The sequence below is a fragment of the Kitasatospora sp. NPDC023176 genome (assembly GCF_055560495.1).
In genome coordinates this window covers 59,578-75,324 of sequence record NZ_JBVHIP010000006.1, presented here as the reverse complement: position 1 = coordinate 75,324, position 15,747 = coordinate 59,578, and the positions used below count along the sequence as shown (strand labels likewise).

The following is a 15,747-nucleotide window of genomic DNA, read 5'->3' as shown; positions in this document are numbered from 1 at the left end:
GCCGTTCAGACCGACATGTCCGTGGGGACGGCCGGCGCCGCCCCCGGGGTTGCCCCCGGCCCCGAAGTCGCCGCCGGGACGGCGTACACGGCCGGCCGGGGACCGCCCCCGAAGCCGTCCGCCGTCGAGGTGTCGGTGTCGGTGGTCCGCTCGGCCATCGTGTGCAGTCCGGTGCCGACGCCCCCGACCTGGCCGGCCAACGCCTTGAGCCCGCCGAGGAGTTCGCCGTGCGCCGGGCCGTACACGGCGGCGAAGGCGCTGCCGGGCTGGTCGGTCCCCCAGGGCGTGCCGAGCGCGGCGAGGTCCTTCTCCAGGGTGCCCACGGCCTTGCCCAGTTCGCGCCCGAGCTTCTCGAACTCCCGCCCTTCGCCGTGCAGTTCCCACGGCTTGAGGGCAAAGGAGCCGCCGTCGCCGTCGGACTTCCCGGTGCTGCCGTCTGCCATCCCCGTACCTCCCCGTAGCGGACCGGCCGCCATCCTAGGCACGCGCCGGCCCCTGCCGGCGCCGACGACCGGACCTCTTCACCCCGCCTTCACGGCACCCCCGGGGCACGCCCCGGGCACGCCCCGGGCGCGACCACGGGCCCGTACGCCCCCGGGAAGCTCTACCCTTGCCGGGTGGCACCAGCTGAAACGTCCAAGAAGAAGGCCAAGGCGAAGCCGAAGGCCTCCCCCGCCCCCGTCGACCTCGCGATGCCGACCCTGCGCCGCGAGATCCCGCGCGACGAGGTCCCGCTCGACTTCCCGCGTGCCTGGGTCGAGTTCGCCGACCCCGCCGACGAGGAGCAGGTCTTCCGCTGCGACCTCACCTGGCTGACCTCCCGCTGGTCCTGCGTCTTCGGCCAGGGCTGCCACGGCATCCGCGAGGGCCGCGGCGAGTCCGACGGCTGCTGCACGCTGGGCGCGCACTACTCGGACGAGGACGACGAGAAGCGCGTCATGGGGCACGCGGCCCGGCTGACGCCCGAGCTGTGGGAGAACTTCGCCGAGGGCACCGACGCCAAGGGCCGGCTCCGGTCGGACGGCGGCGTCACCATGCTGGACGAGGACGGCGACCGCCAGACCCGCCGGGTCGACGGCGCCTGCATCTTCGTGAACAGCCCCGGTTTCGCGGGCGGCGCCGGCTGCGCCCTGCACGCGCTCGCCCTCAAGGAGGGCCGCGAGCCGCTGGAGACCAAGCCGGATGTCTGCTGGCAGCTGCCGGTCCGCCGCACCTACGACTGGATCGACCGCCCGGACGACACCCGCTACCTCCAGGTCTCGATCGGCGAGTACGACCGCCGCGGCTGGGGCCCGGGCGGCCACGACCTGCACTGGTGGTGCACCGGGGCCCCGGCCGCGCACCAGGGCGCGGTGCCGGTGTACGTCAGCTACCGCCCCGAGCTCACCGAGCTGATGGGCAAGGCGGCGTACGAGGTGCTGGCCGGGCTGTGCGAGGAGCGGATCGCCACCAAGGGCGACCGCAAGGTGGCCCCGCACCCGGCGGACCCGGTCAGGAAGAACAAGAAGGACTGACGGCCCCCTCGCCGGGGCCGGCCTGCCGGTCGGTGCGGGCCCCTCGCCGGGCCGGCCCTACTTGTCGATGTCGCCGACCACGAAGAACATCGACCCGAGGATCGCCACCATGTCCGCCACCAGCGTCCCCGGCAGCAGCTCGGTCAGCGCCTGGATGTTGTTGAAGGACGCCGAGCGCAGCTTGAGCCGCCACGGCGTCTTGTCGCCGCGCGAGACCAGGTAGTAGCCGTTGATCCCGAGCGGGTTCTCGGTCCACGCGTAGGTGCTGCCCTCGGGCGCCTTGAGCACCTTGGGCAGCCGCTGGTTGACCGGGCCGGGCGGCAGGGTGGCGATCTTGTCGAGGCAGGCGTCGGCGAGGTCCAGCGAGTTGAGGGTCTGCTCCAGCAGGCACTCGAAGCGGGCCAGGCAGTCGCCCTCCTCGCGGGTGACGACGGTGAGCACCTGCCGCAGTTCCTCGGAGCCGTACGCGAGGTAGGGCTCGTCGCGGCGCAGGTCGAAGTCGAGGCCGCTGGCCCGGGCGATCGGGCCGCTGACCCCGTAGGCCTCGGCCTGGGCCTTGGTGAGGACGCCGACGCCGGCGGTGCGGGCGCGGAAGATCTCGTTGCCGAGGACGAGCTCCTCGAAGACCGGCAGCTGGGAGCGGACGGTGGCGACGGCGGTGCGGACCCGGCCGAGCCAGCCGGCCGGGAGGTCCTCCTTGAGGCCGCCGACCCGGTTGAACATGTAGTGCATCCGGCCGCCGGAGGCCTCCTCCAGCACGTGCTGGAGGTCCTCGCGGGCGGTGAAGGCGTGGAAGATCGGGGTGATCCCGCCCAGTTCCAGCGGGTAGGAGCCGAGGAACATCAGGTGGTTGAGCACCCGGTTGAGTTCGGCGAGCAGGGTGCGGACCCACACCGCCCGCTCGGGGACCTCCATGCCGAGCATCCGCTCGACGCCGAGCACGACGCCGAGTTCGTTGGAGAAGGCGGAGAGCCAGTCGTGCCGGTTGGCCAGCATGATGATCTGCCGGTAGTCACGGGCTTCGAAGAGCTTCTCCGCGCCGCGGTGCATGTAGCCGATCACCGGCTCGGCGGTGACGATCCGCTCGCCGTCGAGCAGCAGCCGCAGCCGCAGCACGCCGTGGGTGGCCGGGTGCTGGGGGCCGATGTTGAGCACCATGTCGGTGGTGCCCGCCTCGCCGGTGAAGTTCTCGGCTCCCGCCCCGATGCCGACCGTGGTCTCCCTCATGACCCCAGAGTCTGCCATCCCGGCGGCAGCTCCAGGCTTTCCGCCCTCTCGAACACCTCAGGGGGCGGCATGCGGACGGCCTGCAGGACCCACCCGAAGGCCCCGAGCCCGCTCGGGTCGGTGAGTTCGGCCCCCTCCCCGGCCCCGCTCAGCGCCCGCAGGTAGGCCACCGGGTCGGTGGAGGCGAGCGCGAGCGGCGGGCGTCCACCGCTGACCCCGAGTGCGCGCAGGGCCTCGCGCTGGGTTGTCCACAGGCTGTGGAGACCGGGCACGGCGACGGCGTCCAGCGCGACGTGCGCGGTCACGTCACAGGAGCCGTCCGGCACCGGGGCGACCTCCCGGCCGTCCCGGAACCCGGTGAAGGTGCCGAACGGCGGCCGCCGCCCCGCGGTGTGCCCGTAGTCGACGGCGACGGCCAGTCCGCGGTCCAGTCCGGCCACGGCCCGGGCCCAGGCGGCGTCCCGGGGCGCCCCGAACTCCACCACCTCCCCGGGCTCGGAGACCGGCCACCAGCGTTCGGCCCAGGCCGCGTCCGCCGCCGAGACGGGGTCGCCGAGCCGCTCCCGGCCGGTCGCGGTGTCCACCTCCCGGTAGCGCAGCACCCCGTCCCCGTCCACCTCGCCGGCGTCCAGCGGCACGTTGTCCAGCCACTCGTTGGCGAACAGCAGCCCGGTCACGCCGCGCGGCGGCTCCGTCGTCCACAGGACTGTGGACGGAAGTCCGGCGGGCCGCTCCGCGAGCTCCACGCCGTACGGGCGCAGCCGGGCGAGCACCCCGTCGGGCAGTCCGGCCAGCACGCCGGCCAGCAGTTCCCCGCGCCCGGCCCCGACGTCGACCAGGGCCAGCTCCTCCGGACGGCCGAGGGCCGCGTCAACCTCCAGCAGCAGTCGTGCCACCGCACGGGCGAACCGGGGTGAGGCGTGCACCGAGGTGCGGAAGTGCCCGGCCGGGCCCTCCGGCCTGCGGTAGAAGCCGCCGTCCCGGTCGTACAGGGCCCGTTCCATGGCGGGCGCCCAGCGCATCCACGTCATGGGGCGCGACGCTACCCGGCTCCTGGGGACCCCTCCCAACCGGAGCCGTCCCGTCTCCGACCTACGGAGTAGGACGGATCGCCCTACCGGCGGACCTGGGCACCTCGTGCGACTGCCTAGGCTGGACACGTGCATCGACTCAACGCCTGGCTCCGCCGTCACCCCATGGTGGTCGACGCCGTCTGGGCGTCGTTCGTACTCCTCCTCGGCCTGCTGCCGAACGGCAACTACCCCGACGACGGCTGGCTCCTCGACTCCGAGATCCTGATCGCGGTACTGCTGCCGCTGCTGATGGTCTTCCGCCGGCGCTTCCCCGACGTCACCGTGGCCACCGCCGCCGGCATCGGCCTCGGCCAGGTGGCCGCCGACGTCGAACCGGGCGCCTCCGCCATCGCCTACCTGGTGTTCGCCTACACCGGCGCCGCCTTCGGCCAGAAGTGGACCTCCCGGCTCGCCCTGGTGGCCGGTCTGGCCGCCGGGCCGCTGGAGTTCTGGCGGCTGCACCCGACCAGGACGGTCTCCACCGGCTCCGGGCACTACGTCTCCCGCCCGTTCGGGTTCGGCGAGTCGGTGCTGTACGCCCTGCTGATGAGCACCCCGTTCATCCTCTGCTGGGCCTGGGGCCGGCTGACCAGGGTGCGCCGCGCCTACCTGACCGAGCTGGAGGACCGCGCGGCCCGGCTGGAGCGCGAGCGGGACGCCCAGTCCAAGGTGGCGGTCGCGGCCGAGCGGGCCCGGATCGCCCGCGAGCTGCACGACGTGGTCGCCCACAACGTCTCGGTGATGATCGTCCAGGCCGACGGCGCCGCCTACGTGCTCGACAACTCCCCGCAGCAGGCGAAGGAGGCGCTCGGCACGATCGCCTCCACCGGGCGGCAGGCCCTGGTCGAGATGCGCCGCCTGCTGGGCGTGCTGCGCACCGCGGACACCGCCGAGGAGTACGTGCCCCAGCCGGGCGTGGAGGAGCTGCCGGACCTCCTGGAGCAGGTCCGCACGGCCGGGCTGCAGGTGGACTACGCGACCTCCGGGCACCCCCGCGAGCTGCCGCGCGGCGTCGAGCTGACGGTCTACCGGATCGTCCAGGAGGCGCTGACCAACGTCCGCAAGCACGGCGGCCCCGACGTCCACGCCCGGGTCGCGGTCGACTTCGGCGAACGCGAGCTGGCCGTCCTGGTGGAGGACGACGGCCGCGGCAGCACCGACGAACAGCTGGCCACCGGCGGCACGGACGGTCTGGGCCACGGCCTGATCGGCATGCGCGAGCGGGTCGGCATGGTCAGCGGCAGCCTCGACGTGGGCCCCCGCCCCGGCGGCGGCTTCCGGATCCGCGCCGTCCTCCCGCTCAAGACGGCGCACTAGGGAGTGTCTTGTGGATTCCGTCGGGCCCCGGCGAGGATCCGCTGGACACTCCCCAACCCCCCTCCCCTGTTAGGAGCCACCTTGACCATCCGCGTGATGCTCGTCGACGACCAGGAACTGCTGCGCACCGGCTTCCGGATGATCCTCCAGTCGCAGGGCGACATCGAGATCGCCGCCGAGGCCGGCGACGGCGCCCAGGCCGTGGAACGGCTGCGGCACACGCAGGTGGACGTGATCCTGATGGACGTCCGGATGCCCCGCCTGGACGGGGTGCAGGCGACCCGCCGGATCTGCCTCGCCGAGGACGGCAGCCCGCTGCCGGACGCCCCGCACGTGCTCATCCTCACCACCTTCGACCTGGACGAGTACGCCTTCGCCGCGCTCAAGGCCGGGGCCAGCGGCTTCCTGCTCAAGGACGTCCCGCCGACCGAGCTGGTGGCCGCGATCCGCGCGGTGCACGGCGGCGACGCCGTGGTCGCCCCGACCACGACCCGCCGGATGATCGACCGCTTCGCCGAGGTGCTGCCCACCCCGCAGAGCGCGCCCGGCCCGGACGTCCTGGGCCCGCTGACCGAGCGCGAGCGGGAGGTGTTCCTGCTGGTCGCCCAGGGCCTGTCGAACGGCGAGATCGCGGCCCGGCTGGTGCTCTCCGAGGCCACCGTGAAGACCCATGTCGGCCGGATCCTGGCCAAGCTGGGGCTGCGCGACCGGGTCCAGGCGGTGGTGCTCGCGTACGAGGCCGGACTGATCCGGGCCGGGTCCTCCGACTAGCTCCGCCCGTACACTGGGGCGGTACGTCCGGTACCCGCAGATGGACCGGAACGGTCATTCAGGACAAGGGTGGACATGGATTCGTCCGACTTCGCCGACTCCGGTGAGTTCGCCCCGCTCGCCGACGGCCTCGGCGACCCGGCCTTCGGAGATCCCCACGACCCCGGCAACCGCCCGGCCCGGCTCGCCGTCGGCGTGATCGGCACCGGCCGGGTCGGCCCCGCGCTGGGCGCCGCCCTGCAGCTGGCCGGGCACACCGTGGTCGCCGCCTCCGGGGTGTCCGCCACCTCCCGCCGGCGCGCCGACGCGCTGCTGCCGGGCGTGCGGATCGTCACCCCGCCGCAGGTCATGGCCGCCGCCGACCTGGTCCTGCTGACCGTCCCGGACGACGCGCTGGCCGACCTGGTGACCGGTCTGGCCGCCACCGGCGCCGTCCGCCCCGGCCAGTTGCTGGTGCACACCTCCGGCGCGCACGGCGTCGGCATCCTGGAGCCCGCCACCCGGGCCGGGGCACTGCCGCTGGCCCTGCACCCGGCGATGACCTTCACCGGCACCTCCGTCGACCTCGACCGGCTGGCCGGCTGCCCGTTCGGGGTGACCGCCCCCGAGGAGCTGCGACCGGTCGCCGAGGCCCTGGTGGTGGAGATGGGCGGCGAGCCCGAGTGGGTGCCCGAGGAGGTCCGCCCGCTCTACCACACCGCCCTCGCCCACGGCTCGAACCACCTGGTCACCCTGGTCGCCCAGGCCATGGACCTGCTGCGCACGGCCGGCGTCGCCGAGCCCGGCCGACTGCTCGGCCCGCTGCTCGGCGCCGCCCTGGACAACAGCCTGCGCTCCGGCGACGCCGCCCTCACCGGCCCGGTCGCCCGGGGCGACGCGGGCACCGTACGGCGCCACCTGGCGCAGCTCAGTACGGTGTCCCCGGACATCCCGGCGGCCTACCGCGCGATGGCCCGCGCCACCGCGCAGCGGGCACTCGCCAACGGGACGATCGACGACGCGTCGGCGGCGGCGCTGCTGGACGTACTGAACGAGGAGAAGCGCTAGATGGCACGCGGTAAGCAGCCGAGCAAGGCCCAGCGGGCGCCGAAGGTCCACCGGGCCGTGGTCACCCACACCGTGGACGACTTCGAGGCCGCGTTCTGGCCGGACGAGCAGCCGGTGGACAACGCCGTGGTGATGACCATGGGCGCCCTGCACGAGGGCCACGCCGCGCTGATCCGGGCCGCCCGCAAGCAGGTCGGCCGGGACGGCCGGGTCGCGGTGACGGTCTTCGTCAACCCGCTGCAGTTCGGCCCGTCCGAGGACCTGGAGCGCTACCCGCGCACCCTGGACGCCGATGTGAAGCTGGCCGAGGAGAACGGCGCCGACGTGGTCTTCGCGCCGTCCGTCGACGAGGTCTACCCGAACGGCGAGCCGCAGGTGCGCCTGGCGGCCGGCCCGATGGGCGGGCGCTTCGAGGGTGCCACCCGGCCCGGCCACTTCGACGGCGTGCTGACCGTGGTCGCCAAGCTGCTGCACATCACCGACCCGGACTTCGCGTTCTTCGGCGAGAAGGACGCCCAGCAGCTGGCCCTCATCCAGCGGATGGTCGCCGACCTGGACTTCGACGTCGAGATCGTCGGCGTGCCGACCGTCCGCGAGGAGGACGGCCTGGCGCTGTCCTCGCGCAACCGCTACCTCTCCGAGGCGGAGCGCGGCCACGCCCTGACCCTGTCCAAGGCGCTGTTCGCCGGCCGGGACGTCGCCGCGCAGGGCCCCAAGGCCGTGCGCGAGGCCGCCTCCGCCGTCCTGGACGGCGCCGAGGGCGTCACCCTCGACTACCTCGCCCTGATCGACCCGCACGACTTCTCCGAGGCGGCGGACGACTTCCAGGGCGAGGCGGTGCTGGCCGTCGCCGCGCAGGTGGGCTCGACCCGCCTGATCGACAACGTCCACGTCATCTGCCGCTAGGCAGTGACCACCAGGCACAGAACCGTCCGGCAACACCGGCGGTAAGAACCCCCTTCAGGCATGCACTCACAGGAGGCGTGACCCGCAATGCTCCGCACCATGCTCAAGTCCAAGATCCACCGGGCCACCGTGACCCAGGCCGACCTGCACTACGTCGGCTCGGTCACGGTGGACGAGGACCTGCTCGACGCCGCCGACCTGCTCCCCGGCGAGCTGGTCCACATCGTCGACATCAACAACGGCGCCCGGCTGGAGACCTACACCATCGCCGGCCCGCGCGGCACCGGCGTGATCGGCATCAACGGTGCCGCCGCCCGCCTGGTCCACCCGGGCGACCTGGTCATACTCATCGCCTACGGGCAGATGGACACGGCCGAGGCCAAGGGCTACGAGCCGAAGGTCGTCTTCGTGGACGAGCACAACCGGATCACCGGCCTCGGCGGGGACCCGGCGGATGCCCCGGAGGGCACCGGACTGCTCCGGGGTGACGTGGGGGCACCCCCCGGCCGCCAGGCCAGGGGCGCGTACCGTGACGAGGACGGCGCGGCCACCGCGGCCACGCGCTGAAGGAGCCACTGAGTCATGTCCGTCACCCACCGCCTCACCGCCCCGGCCCCGGGCTGGACCGCCACCACCGACGTGGTCGTGGTCGGCTCCGGCATCGCCGGCCTCACCGTCGCCCTCAACGTCCGCAAGGCCGGCCTGCGGGCCATGGTGGTCACCAAGGCGGTCCTGGACGAGGGCTCGACCCGCTGGGCGCAGGGCGGCATAGCCGCGGCCCTGGGCGAGGGGGACACCCCCGAGCAGCACCTGGACGACACCCTGGTGGCCGGCGCCGGCGTCTGCGACGAGGAGGCCGTCCGCACCCTGGTCACCGAGGGTCCGGACGCCGTCCGCCGGCTGATCGCGGTCGGCGCGGCCTTCGACCGCGGCGAGGACGGCGAGATCCTGCTCACCCGCGAGGGCGGCCACCACCGCCACCGGATCGTGCACGCGGGCGGGGACGCCACCGGCGCGGAGGTCTCCCGCGCCCTGGTCGCCGCCGTCCGTAGCGACCCGGACCTCGAACTGATCGAGCACGCCCTCGTCCTCGACCTGCTGACCGACGCCGCGGGCCACACCGCGGGGCTGACCCTGCACGTGATGGGCGAGGGCCAGCGCGACGGCGTCGGCGCCGTCCGGGCCCGCGCGGTGGTGCTCGCCACCGGTGGCCTGGGCCAGGTCTTCTCCGCCACCACCAACCCGGCCGTCTCCACCGGCGACGGCGTGGCCCTGGCCCTGCGGGCCGGCGCCGCCGCCGCCGACCTGGAGTTCGTCCAGTTCCACCCGACCGTGCTCTGGCTCGGCGTGGACGCCGCGGGCCAGCAGCCGCTGGTCTCCGAGGCCGTGCGCGGCGAGGGCGCCCACCTGGTGGACGCCGACGGCGTGCGCTTCATGGTCGGGCAGCACGAGCTGGCCGAACTCGCCCCGCGCGACATCGTCGCCAAGGCGATCACCCGGCGCATGCAGGAGAAGGGCGCCGACCACATGTACCTGGACGGGCGGCACTTCGGCGCCGAGATGTGGGAGCACCGCTTCCCCACCATCCTGGCCTCCTGCCGCTCCCACGGCATCGACCCGGTCACCGAGCCGATCCCGATCGCCCCGGCCTCGCACCACGCCGCCGGCGGCGTCCGCACCGACCGGCACGGCCGCACCTCCGTCCCGGGCCTGTACGCCTGCGGCGAGGTCGCCTGCACCGGCGTGCACGGCGCCAACCGGCTGGCCTCCAACTCCCTGCTGGAGGGCCTGGTCTTCGCCGAGCGGATCGCCGCCGACCTGGCCGAGCGGCACGCGGCCGGCGAACTGCCCGAGCGCACCGTGGACGTCGCCGCCGCGCAGGCCGCCAAGGCCGTGCCGCTGCCGACCTCCGAGTCGCGCGCCGAGATCCAGCGGCTGATGTCGCGCGGCGCGGGCGTGCTGCGCTCGGCTGCCTCGCTGGCCGAGGCCGCGGCCGGGCTGGCCCTGCTCGCCGAGCAGGCGCGGTCCCACGTGGCCGAGGAGAAGCCGGCCGACCCCCGGGTGGAGACCTGGGAGGCCGCCAACCTGCTGCTGGTCGCCACGGCCCTGGTCGCAGCGGCCGCGCAGCGCGAGGAGACCCGCGGCGGCCACTGGCGCGAGGACTTCCCCGAGCGCGACGACGCCCACTGGCGGCGCCACCTGATCACCACCCTCGCCGCCTCCGGCGACCCCGTCAGCACCCCCGAGGAGCAGTAGAACCATGACCCACGCGCACGAGGAACTCCCCCTGGCCGACCAGGGCGGCTGCGGCGACGGCTGCGCCTGCGGGGACGGCGAGGGCTACGAGACCGGCCTGGACCCGCAGCTGGCCGAGCTGCTGGAGGAGGCCGGGCTGGACCCGATCGAGGTCGAGGACATCGCCACCCTGGCGCTGGCCGAGGACCTGGCCGGCGGCGAGGACGTCACCTCGGTCGCCACCGTGCCCGCCGAGGCCGTCGCGACCGCCGACTTCACCGCCCGCCAAGCCGGCGTGGTCTCCGGTCTGCGGGTCGCCGAGGCGGTCGTCTCGCTGGTCTGCGAGGAGGAGTTCGAGGTCGAGCGGCACGTCCAGGACGGCGACCGGGTGGAGGCCGGCCAGGTGCTGCTGTCGGTGCGCTCCCGCACCCGCGACCTGCTGACCGCCGAGCGCAGCGCGCTCAACCTGCTCTGCCACCTGTCCGGCATCGCCACCGCGACCCGGGCCTGGGCGGACGCCCTGGAGGGCACCGGCGCGGTCGTCCGGGACACCCGCAAGACCACCCCGGGCCTGCGCGCGCTGGAGAAGTTCGCGGTGCGCTGCGGCGGCGGCGCCAACCACCGGATGGCGCTCTCGGACGCCGCCCTGGTGAAGGACAACCACGTGGTCGCGGCCGGCGGCGTGGCCGAGGCCTTCCGGGCCGTCCGGGCCGCGTACCCGGAGCTGCCGGTCGAGGTCGAGGTGGACGAGCTGGCGCAGATCCCGCCGGTGCTGGACGCCGGGGCGGACCTCATCCTGCTGGACAACTTCACCGTCGACCAGCTGAAGGAGGCCGTCGCGCTGGTGGCCGGCCGGGCGAAGCTGGAGGCCTCCGGCGGACTGACCCTGGCCAGCGCGCGCGAGGTCGCCCAGACTGGTGTCGACTACCTGGCCGTGGGCGCGCTGACCCACTCCTCGCCGATCCTGGACATCGGCCTGGACCTGCGCGCCTGACCGTCAGGTCGAGAGCAGTCCCGTCCCGACTCGCAGAAAGCGTCCCCGTGCTCCTCACCATCGACGTCGGCAACACCCAGACCACACTCGGCCTGTTCGACGGCGAGGAAGTGGTGGAACACTGGCGGATCTCCACCGATCCGCGCCGCACGGCCGATGAACTGGCGGTGCTGCTGCAGGGGTTGACGGGCAGCCGCACCGCGGTCCGGGACGCCGCGGTGGAGGGTCTGGCGATCTGCTCCTCCGTCCCCGCCGTGCTCCACGAGCTCCGCGAGGTGACCCGCCGTTACTACGGCGACGTCCCCGCGGTGATCGTGGAGCCCGGCGTGAAGACCGGGGTGCACGTCCTGATGGACAACCCCAAGGAGGTCGGCGCGGACCGGATCGTCAACGCGCTGGCCGCCAACCACCTGTACGGCGGACCGTGCATCGTGGTCGACTTCGGCACCGCGACCACCTTCGACGCCGTCAACGCCCGCGGCGACTACGTCGGCGGCGCGATCGCCCCCGGCATCGAGATCTCGGTCGAGGCGCTCGGCGTCCGCGGCGCCCAGCTGCGCAAGATCGAGCTGGCCCGCCCGCGCAACGTGATCGGCAAGAACACCGTCGAGGGCATGCAGTCCGGCATCCTCTACGGCTTCGCCGGGCAGGTCGACGGCCTGGTCGAGCGGATGGCCCGGGAGCTGGCCAAGGACCCGGACGACGTCCAGGTGATCGCCACCGGCGGCCTCGCGCCCCTGGTCCTGGGCGAGGCCTCCACCATCGACGAGCACGAGCCCTGGCTCACCCTGATCGGCCTGCGCCTGGTGTACGAGCGCAACCGGCCGAGCTGAGCGGCGCCCGGCGGGCGGAGTCCCGGGTGGGTACGGGGCAGCGCCACGGGCTCGGCGAAAGGTTTCTCCAGCGGGCCGACCGTGCGGAATTCCGCGCGACGTTACCGACAAATCGGATATTCCTCACGTAGTGTCAACCCATGCCTACGCCACACGGATCGCGCGGCGGCATGGCCTTCAGCGCCGACGAAGTCCGCGTGCTGCGCCGAGCCCTCGCCCAAGCCCTGCACCCCGCAGTCCCCGTCCACCTCCAGGTGCCCGACCGGACGGCGCTCGCCGGGCCGGGCGCCGAGCTCTGGGCCGAGGACGTCCAGGACGCCCTGCGTCTGACCGAGGCGATCGACGAGGCCGTCCAGGAGGGCGGCCGACTGCGCGCCTTCCTGCTCGCCGACCTCGGCCGCTACCGCGCCGCCCTCCCCGGCAGTGCCGCCGGCTACCTGGAGCGCCTGGAGGAGGCGGTGACCGACGGCTACCTGCCCGGCCCCGAGGACCTCACCGCACTGCGCGGGCTGTCCCGCCAGCCCTGCGGCCACGGCGAACGGGCCCGCCGCTCCCGACTGGCCGGCCGCTGCCACGCACTGGCCGAGGCCGCCGTCCGCGAGCGGCTCGCACTCACCACCGGGCACCCGCGCCACCTGGTGGCCGTACCGAACCCCGCCGCACCACCGAGCAGTCACCCCACCCCTGTAGGAGGACGGACCACGATGAGCAGCACCGACTCCCGGGACTCCCGCCCGGAGCAGCCCGCCGCCGCGCAGACCCCGCCCCGCCCGCACCGGATGCCCACCCCGGCCGAACTCTTCGGCCGCCGCCCCAAGCCCCCGGCCCACCCCGCCCCACCGGCCGAGCAGTCCCCCGACGAGATCGAACTCGCCACCGGCACCGGCTGACCGGCCCGCACCACCGACCGCGAGGGGAGGCCGTCGAACCGACGGCCTCCCCTCCGGTGCGATCCGGTCACGGAGCACGGTGTACGGCTGGCTACCCTTGTGGGGTGAGCGATCAGAGCCTTGTTCCCGCGACCGACGACCTTCCCGAGCAGATGCGCGTCCGGCGCGAGAAGCTGGACCGGCTCCGGGCGGCCGGGGTCGACCCGTACCCGGTCGGATTCCCCCGTACCACCACCATCGCGGACCTGCGTGCCAAGCACCCGGACCTCGAACCCGACACCGCGACCGGCGAGCGCGCCGGGATCACCGGCCGGGTGATCCTCTCCCGCACCGGCGGCAAGCTCTGCTTCGCCACCCTGCGCGACGGCAGCGGCGACCTCCAGGTGATGCTCTCCCTGGACAAGCTGGGCGCCGAGCGGCTGGCGGCCTGGAAGGCCGACATCGACCTCGGCGACCAGGTCGGCGTCGAGGGCGAGGTGATCACCTCCAAGCGCGGCGAGCTGTCGGTGATGGTGGACCGCTGGGAGCTCACCGCCAAGTGCCTGCGCCCGCTGCCGGACAAGCACAAGGGCCTGACCGACCCGGAGGCCCGGGTCCGCCAGCGCTACGTCGACCTGATCGTGAACCCCGAGGCGCGCGAGATCCTGCACCTGCGCAGCAAGGTCGTCCGCTCGATCCGCCGCACCTACGAGGACCGCGGCTACATCGAGGTCGAGACCCCGATGCTGCAGCCGGTGCACGGCGGCGCCAACGCCCGTCCGTTCAAGACGCACATCAACGCGTACGACATCGACCTGTACATGCGCATCGCCCCCGAGCTGTACCTCAAGCGGCTGGTGGTCGGCGGCGCCGAGAAGGTCTTCGAGATCAACCGCAACTTCCGCAACGAGGGCGCGGACTCCACCCACAACCCGGAGTTCACCTCGCTGGAGTCGTACGAGGCCTACGGCGACTACGACACCCAGGCCGAGCTGATCCGCGCGACGATCGTCAACGCCGCCCGGGACGCCCTGGGCACCACGGTGATCAAGGGCGTGGACCCGCACGGCGTGGAGCACGAGATCGACCTGGCCGAGCCGTGGGAGGAGGTCAGCGTCTACCCGGGCATCTCCGCCCGCCTGGGCGCCGAGGTCACCCCGGAGACCACCGTCGAGGAGCTGCGCGCGCTGGCCACCGAGCACGGCATCCCGTTCGAGAAGAGCTGGGGCCACGGCCAGATCGTGCTGGAGATGGTCGAGCGCCTGCTGGAGGAGAACGCCGTCCGGCCGACCTTCATCAAGGACTACCCGACCGAGGTCTCCCCGCTGACCCGCCAGCACCGCTCCATCGCGGGCGTGGCCGAGAAGTGGGACCTGGTGATCTTCGGCACCGAGATCGGCACCGCCTACTCCGAGCTGGTCGACCCGGTCGAGCAGCGCGCCCGCCTGACCGCGCAGTCCCTGCTGGCCGCCGGCGGCGACGTCGAGGCCATGCAGGTGGACGAGGACTTCCTGCGCGCCCTGGAGTACGCGATGCCCCCGACCGGTGGCCTGGGCCTCGGCGTGGACCGCCTGATCATGCTGCTGACCGGCAAGAACATCCGGGAGACCGTGCTCTTCCCGCTGGTGAAGCCGGAACCCAAGGCTTCCGCCGCGACGGCGGAGAAGACCGAGGAGGAGTGACCTGATGGACTACGTCAGCGCGATCGTGCCGCCGCTGGTCATGGCGATCGGCTTCGGATTCCTGGTGCGGGCGATCATCCGCAGCCAGGGCGGGGCCCAGAAGGCCAAGGAAGACATGGACTGATCGACTGGCACCGTCAGCCGCCCCGACCGCCGCGCGCCGTCATTCCCGATTCCCGGGGGTGGCGGCGCGCCGGTTTGGCGCACTTCACAAGATTTGCCCCATTCACTCCCTATCCTGGCCGGACTATGGTCCGGCAACTCGGCGAACTTGAGAACGCCATCATGACCCGGGTGTGGCGGTGGAACCGACCGGTGACGGTTCGCGAGGTTCTCCTGGATCTGCAGTCGGAACGCGAAATCGCGTACACCACGGTGATGACCGTCCTGGACAAGCTGCACAGAAAGGGCTGGTTGCGCCGCGAGCGGGCCGGCCGGGCCTATCGATATGAACCGGTCTCCTCGCGCGAGGCGTACACGGCGGCCCTGATGAACGACGCCTGGGCCACCAGTGACAATCCCGCGGCGGCCCTGGTCCACTTCTTCGGCCTGATGTCCCCGGAGCAGCGCGAGGCACTCAGGGACGCGTTGCGGGTGGCGGCTCTCTTCCCGTCCGATCCGCCCGCCGCGGAATCCCCCGAGGACGGCCCGGATACCGGCGGAGCGGATACCGGCGGGACCGCGCCGGGCGCGACGCGATAACGTCCCGCCATGGAGGTCACCATCCGCCGCGCGCGGACCACGGACGTACGGGCCGTACGCGGGCTCATCGACGCCTACTCGCGCGACGGCATTCTGCTCGACAAGCCCACAGTCACACTGTTCGAATCCGTCCAGGAGTTCTGGGTCGCGGAACGCGACGACAACGGCGTGGTGGTGGCCTGCGGGGCCCTGCACGTGATGTGGGAGGACCTCGCCGAGGTCCGGACGCTCGCGGTCGATCCCTCCTGCCGGGGCTTCGGGATCGGGCACCGGCTGTTGGAGAAGCTGGTGGAGACCGCGCGCTGGCTGGGCGTCCGTCGGATTTTCTGCTTGACGTTCGAGGTTCCGTTCTTCGCGAAACACGGTTTCGCCGAGATCGGGGAGCTCCAGGAAACCGATGATGGTACGACAGACCCGGCGGCGATCGCTACGGATGTCTATGAAGAACTTCTCCGCTCGTACGATGAAGGTGTCGCCGAGTTCCTTGACCTCGAGCGCGTGAAGCCCAACACACTGGGCAACTCGCGCATGCTGCTGCACCTCTGAGCGGCTCCGAGCCGGTCAAGGGTTTGTGTTT

At 73.1% G+C, this 15,747-nt stretch carries 16 protein-coding genes; 13 read left to right on the top strand and 3 right to left on the bottom strand.

Going from position 1 to position 15,747, the window contains the following annotated elements; genetic code table 11:
- Positions 1-5: 5 nt before the first annotated feature.
- Positions 6-443, bottom strand: coding sequence for a hypothetical protein (locus tag ACZ3YL_RS11430; RefSeq protein WP_465656795.1), 438 nt, complete (start codon positions 441-443; stop codon positions 6-8).
- A 249-nt stretch (positions 444-692) separates the two neighbouring features.
- On the opposite strand from ACZ3YL_RS11430, the gene ACZ3YL_RS11425 reads away from it, so the two are divergent.
- Positions 693-1,514 carry a DUF3109 family protein gene (locus ACZ3YL_RS11425; RefSeq protein ID WP_188302605.1) on the top strand — a complete coding sequence of 274 codons (822 nt, stop codon included), beginning with the start codon at positions 693-695 and terminating at the stop codon, positions 1,512-1,514.
- Between the two features lie 57 nt (positions 1,515-1,571).
- Here ACZ3YL_RS11425 and ACZ3YL_RS11420 read toward each other — a convergent pair whose 3' ends face one another.
- Positions 1,572-2,741, bottom strand: a complete 1,170-nt coding sequence (locus tag ACZ3YL_RS11420; RefSeq protein ID WP_188302585.1) for an NADH-quinone oxidoreductase subunit D — start codon at positions 2,739-2,741, stop codon at positions 1,572-1,574.
- Complete coding sequence (locus ACZ3YL_RS11415; protein WP_188302586.1) at positions 2,738-3,772, bottom strand: SAM-dependent methyltransferase; 1,035 nt, start codon at positions 3,770-3,772, stop codon at positions 2,738-2,740. Before ACZ3YL_RS11415 ends, ACZ3YL_RS11420 begins: the two co-directional genes overlap by 4 nt.
- A gap of 129 nt (positions 3,773-3,901) precedes the next feature.
- Here ACZ3YL_RS11415 and ACZ3YL_RS11410 point away from each other — a divergent pair, with 129 nt between their 5' ends.
- The 12 genes from ACZ3YL_RS11410 (at position 3,902) to ACZ3YL_RS11355 (ending at position 15,716) form a co-directional block, all read left to right on the top strand.
- Positions 3,902-5,131: a sensor histidine kinase gene (locus ACZ3YL_RS11410; protein ID WP_465656794.1), complete on the top strand. Its 1,230-nt coding sequence runs from the start codon at positions 3,902-3,904 to the stop codon at positions 5,129-5,131.
- 81 nt (positions 5,132-5,212) lie between these two features.
- Positions 5,213-5,902: a response regulator gene (locus tag ACZ3YL_RS11405; protein WP_188302588.1), complete on the top strand. Its 690-nt coding sequence runs from the start codon at positions 5,213-5,215 to the stop codon at positions 5,900-5,902.
- Between the two features lie 75 nt (positions 5,903-5,977).
- Complete coding sequence (locus ACZ3YL_RS11400) at positions 5,978-6,949, top strand: Rossmann-like and DUF2520 domain-containing protein (RefSeq protein ID WP_188302589.1); 972 nt, start codon at positions 5,978-5,980, stop codon at positions 6,947-6,949.
- Positions 6,950-7,855, top strand: a complete 906-nt coding sequence (panC, locus tag ACZ3YL_RS11395; RefSeq protein WP_188302590.1) for a pantoate--beta-alanine ligase — start codon at positions 6,950-6,952, stop codon at positions 7,853-7,855.
- An 87-nt stretch (positions 7,856-7,942) separates the two neighbouring features.
- The gene (gene panD, locus ACZ3YL_RS11390; RefSeq protein WP_188302591.1) at positions 7,943-8,422 is read left to right on the top strand and encodes an aspartate 1-decarboxylase; all 480 of its coding nucleotides are present in this window, start codon (positions 7,943-7,945) and stop codon (positions 8,420-8,422) included.
- Positions 8,423-8,437: 15 nt separating this feature from the next.
- Positions 8,438-10,111 (top strand): L-aspartate oxidase, encoded by a 1,674-nt coding sequence (locus ACZ3YL_RS11385; RefSeq protein ID WP_188302592.1) that lies wholly within the window; start codon positions 8,438-8,440, stop codon positions 10,109-10,111.
- Between the two features lie 4 nt (positions 10,112-10,115).
- Complete coding sequence (gene nadC / locus ACZ3YL_RS11380; protein WP_188302593.1) at positions 10,116-11,084, top strand: carboxylating nicotinate-nucleotide diphosphorylase; 969 nt, start codon at positions 10,116-10,118, stop codon at positions 11,082-11,084.
- A 47-nt stretch (positions 11,085-11,131) separates the two neighbouring features.
- Entirely contained in the window at positions 11,132-11,917 is a 786-nt protein-coding gene (locus tag ACZ3YL_RS11375) for a type III pantothenate kinase (RefSeq protein WP_188302594.1), read from the top strand.
- Positions 11,918-12,057: 140 nt separating this feature from the next.
- Positions 12,058-12,807 carry a hypothetical protein gene (locus ACZ3YL_RS11370; protein ID WP_188302595.1) on the top strand — a complete coding sequence of 250 codons (750 nt, stop codon included), beginning with the start codon at positions 12,058-12,060 and terminating at the stop codon, positions 12,805-12,807.
- Between the two features lie 104 nt (positions 12,808-12,911).
- A complete protein-coding gene (lysX, locus tag ACZ3YL_RS11365) occupies positions 12,912-14,468 on the top strand; it encodes a bifunctional lysylphosphatidylglycerol synthetase/lysine--tRNA ligase LysX (protein WP_465656789.1) in 1,557 nt (518 codons plus the stop codon).
- Between the two features lie 249 nt (positions 14,469-14,717).
- Positions 14,718-15,170, top strand: coding sequence for a BlaI/MecI/CopY family transcriptional regulator (locus ACZ3YL_RS11360; RefSeq protein WP_188302597.1), 453 nt, complete (start codon positions 14,718-14,720; stop codon positions 15,168-15,170).
- A gap of 9 nt (positions 15,171-15,179) precedes the next feature.
- The gene (locus ACZ3YL_RS11355; protein ID WP_188302598.1) at positions 15,180-15,716 is read left to right on the top strand and encodes an amino-acid N-acetyltransferase; all 537 of its coding nucleotides are present in this window, start codon (positions 15,180-15,182) and stop codon (positions 15,714-15,716) included.
- Positions 15,717-15,747: the final 31 nt, after the last annotated feature.

Coding starts and splice junctions, on each gene's coding strand:
- ACZ3YL_RS11430 (WP_465656795.1), bottom strand. CDS start 443: ATGGCAGACGGCAGCACCGGGAAGTCCGACGGCGACGGCGGCTCCTTT.
- ACZ3YL_RS11425 (WP_188302605.1), top strand. CDS start 693: ATGCCGACCCTGCGCCGCGAGATCCCGCGCGACGAGGTCCCGCTCGAC.
- ACZ3YL_RS11420 (WP_188302585.1), bottom strand. CDS start 2,741: ATGAGGGAGACCACGGTCGGCATCGGGGCGGGAGCCGAGAACTTCACC.
- ACZ3YL_RS11415 (WP_188302586.1), bottom strand. CDS start 3,772: ATGACGTGGATGCGCTGGGCGCCCGCCATGGAACGGGCCCTGTACGAC.
- ACZ3YL_RS11400 (WP_188302589.1), top strand. CDS start 5,978: ATGGATTCGTCCGACTTCGCCGACTCCGGTGAGTTCGCCCCGCTCGCC.
- panC (WP_188302590.1), top strand. CDS start 6,950: ATGGCACGCGGTAAGCAGCCGAGCAAGGCCCAGCGGGCGCCGAAGGTC.
- panD (WP_188302591.1), top strand. CDS start 7,943: ATGCTCCGCACCATGCTCAAGTCCAAGATCCACCGGGCCACCGTGACC.
- ACZ3YL_RS11385 (WP_188302592.1), top strand. CDS start 8,438: ATGTCCGTCACCCACCGCCTCACCGCCCCGGCCCCGGGCTGGACCGCC.
- nadC (WP_188302593.1), top strand. CDS start 10,116: ATGACCCACGCGCACGAGGAACTCCCCCTGGCCGACCAGGGCGGCTGC.
- ACZ3YL_RS11370 (WP_188302595.1), top strand. CDS start 12,058: ATGCCTACGCCACACGGATCGCGCGGCGGCATGGCCTTCAGCGCCGAC.
- ACZ3YL_RS11360 (WP_188302597.1), top strand. CDS start 14,718: ATGGTCCGGCAACTCGGCGAACTTGAGAACGCCATCATGACCCGGGTG.
- ACZ3YL_RS11355 (WP_188302598.1), top strand. CDS start 15,180: ATGGAGGTCACCATCCGCCGCGCGCGGACCACGGACGTACGGGCCGTA.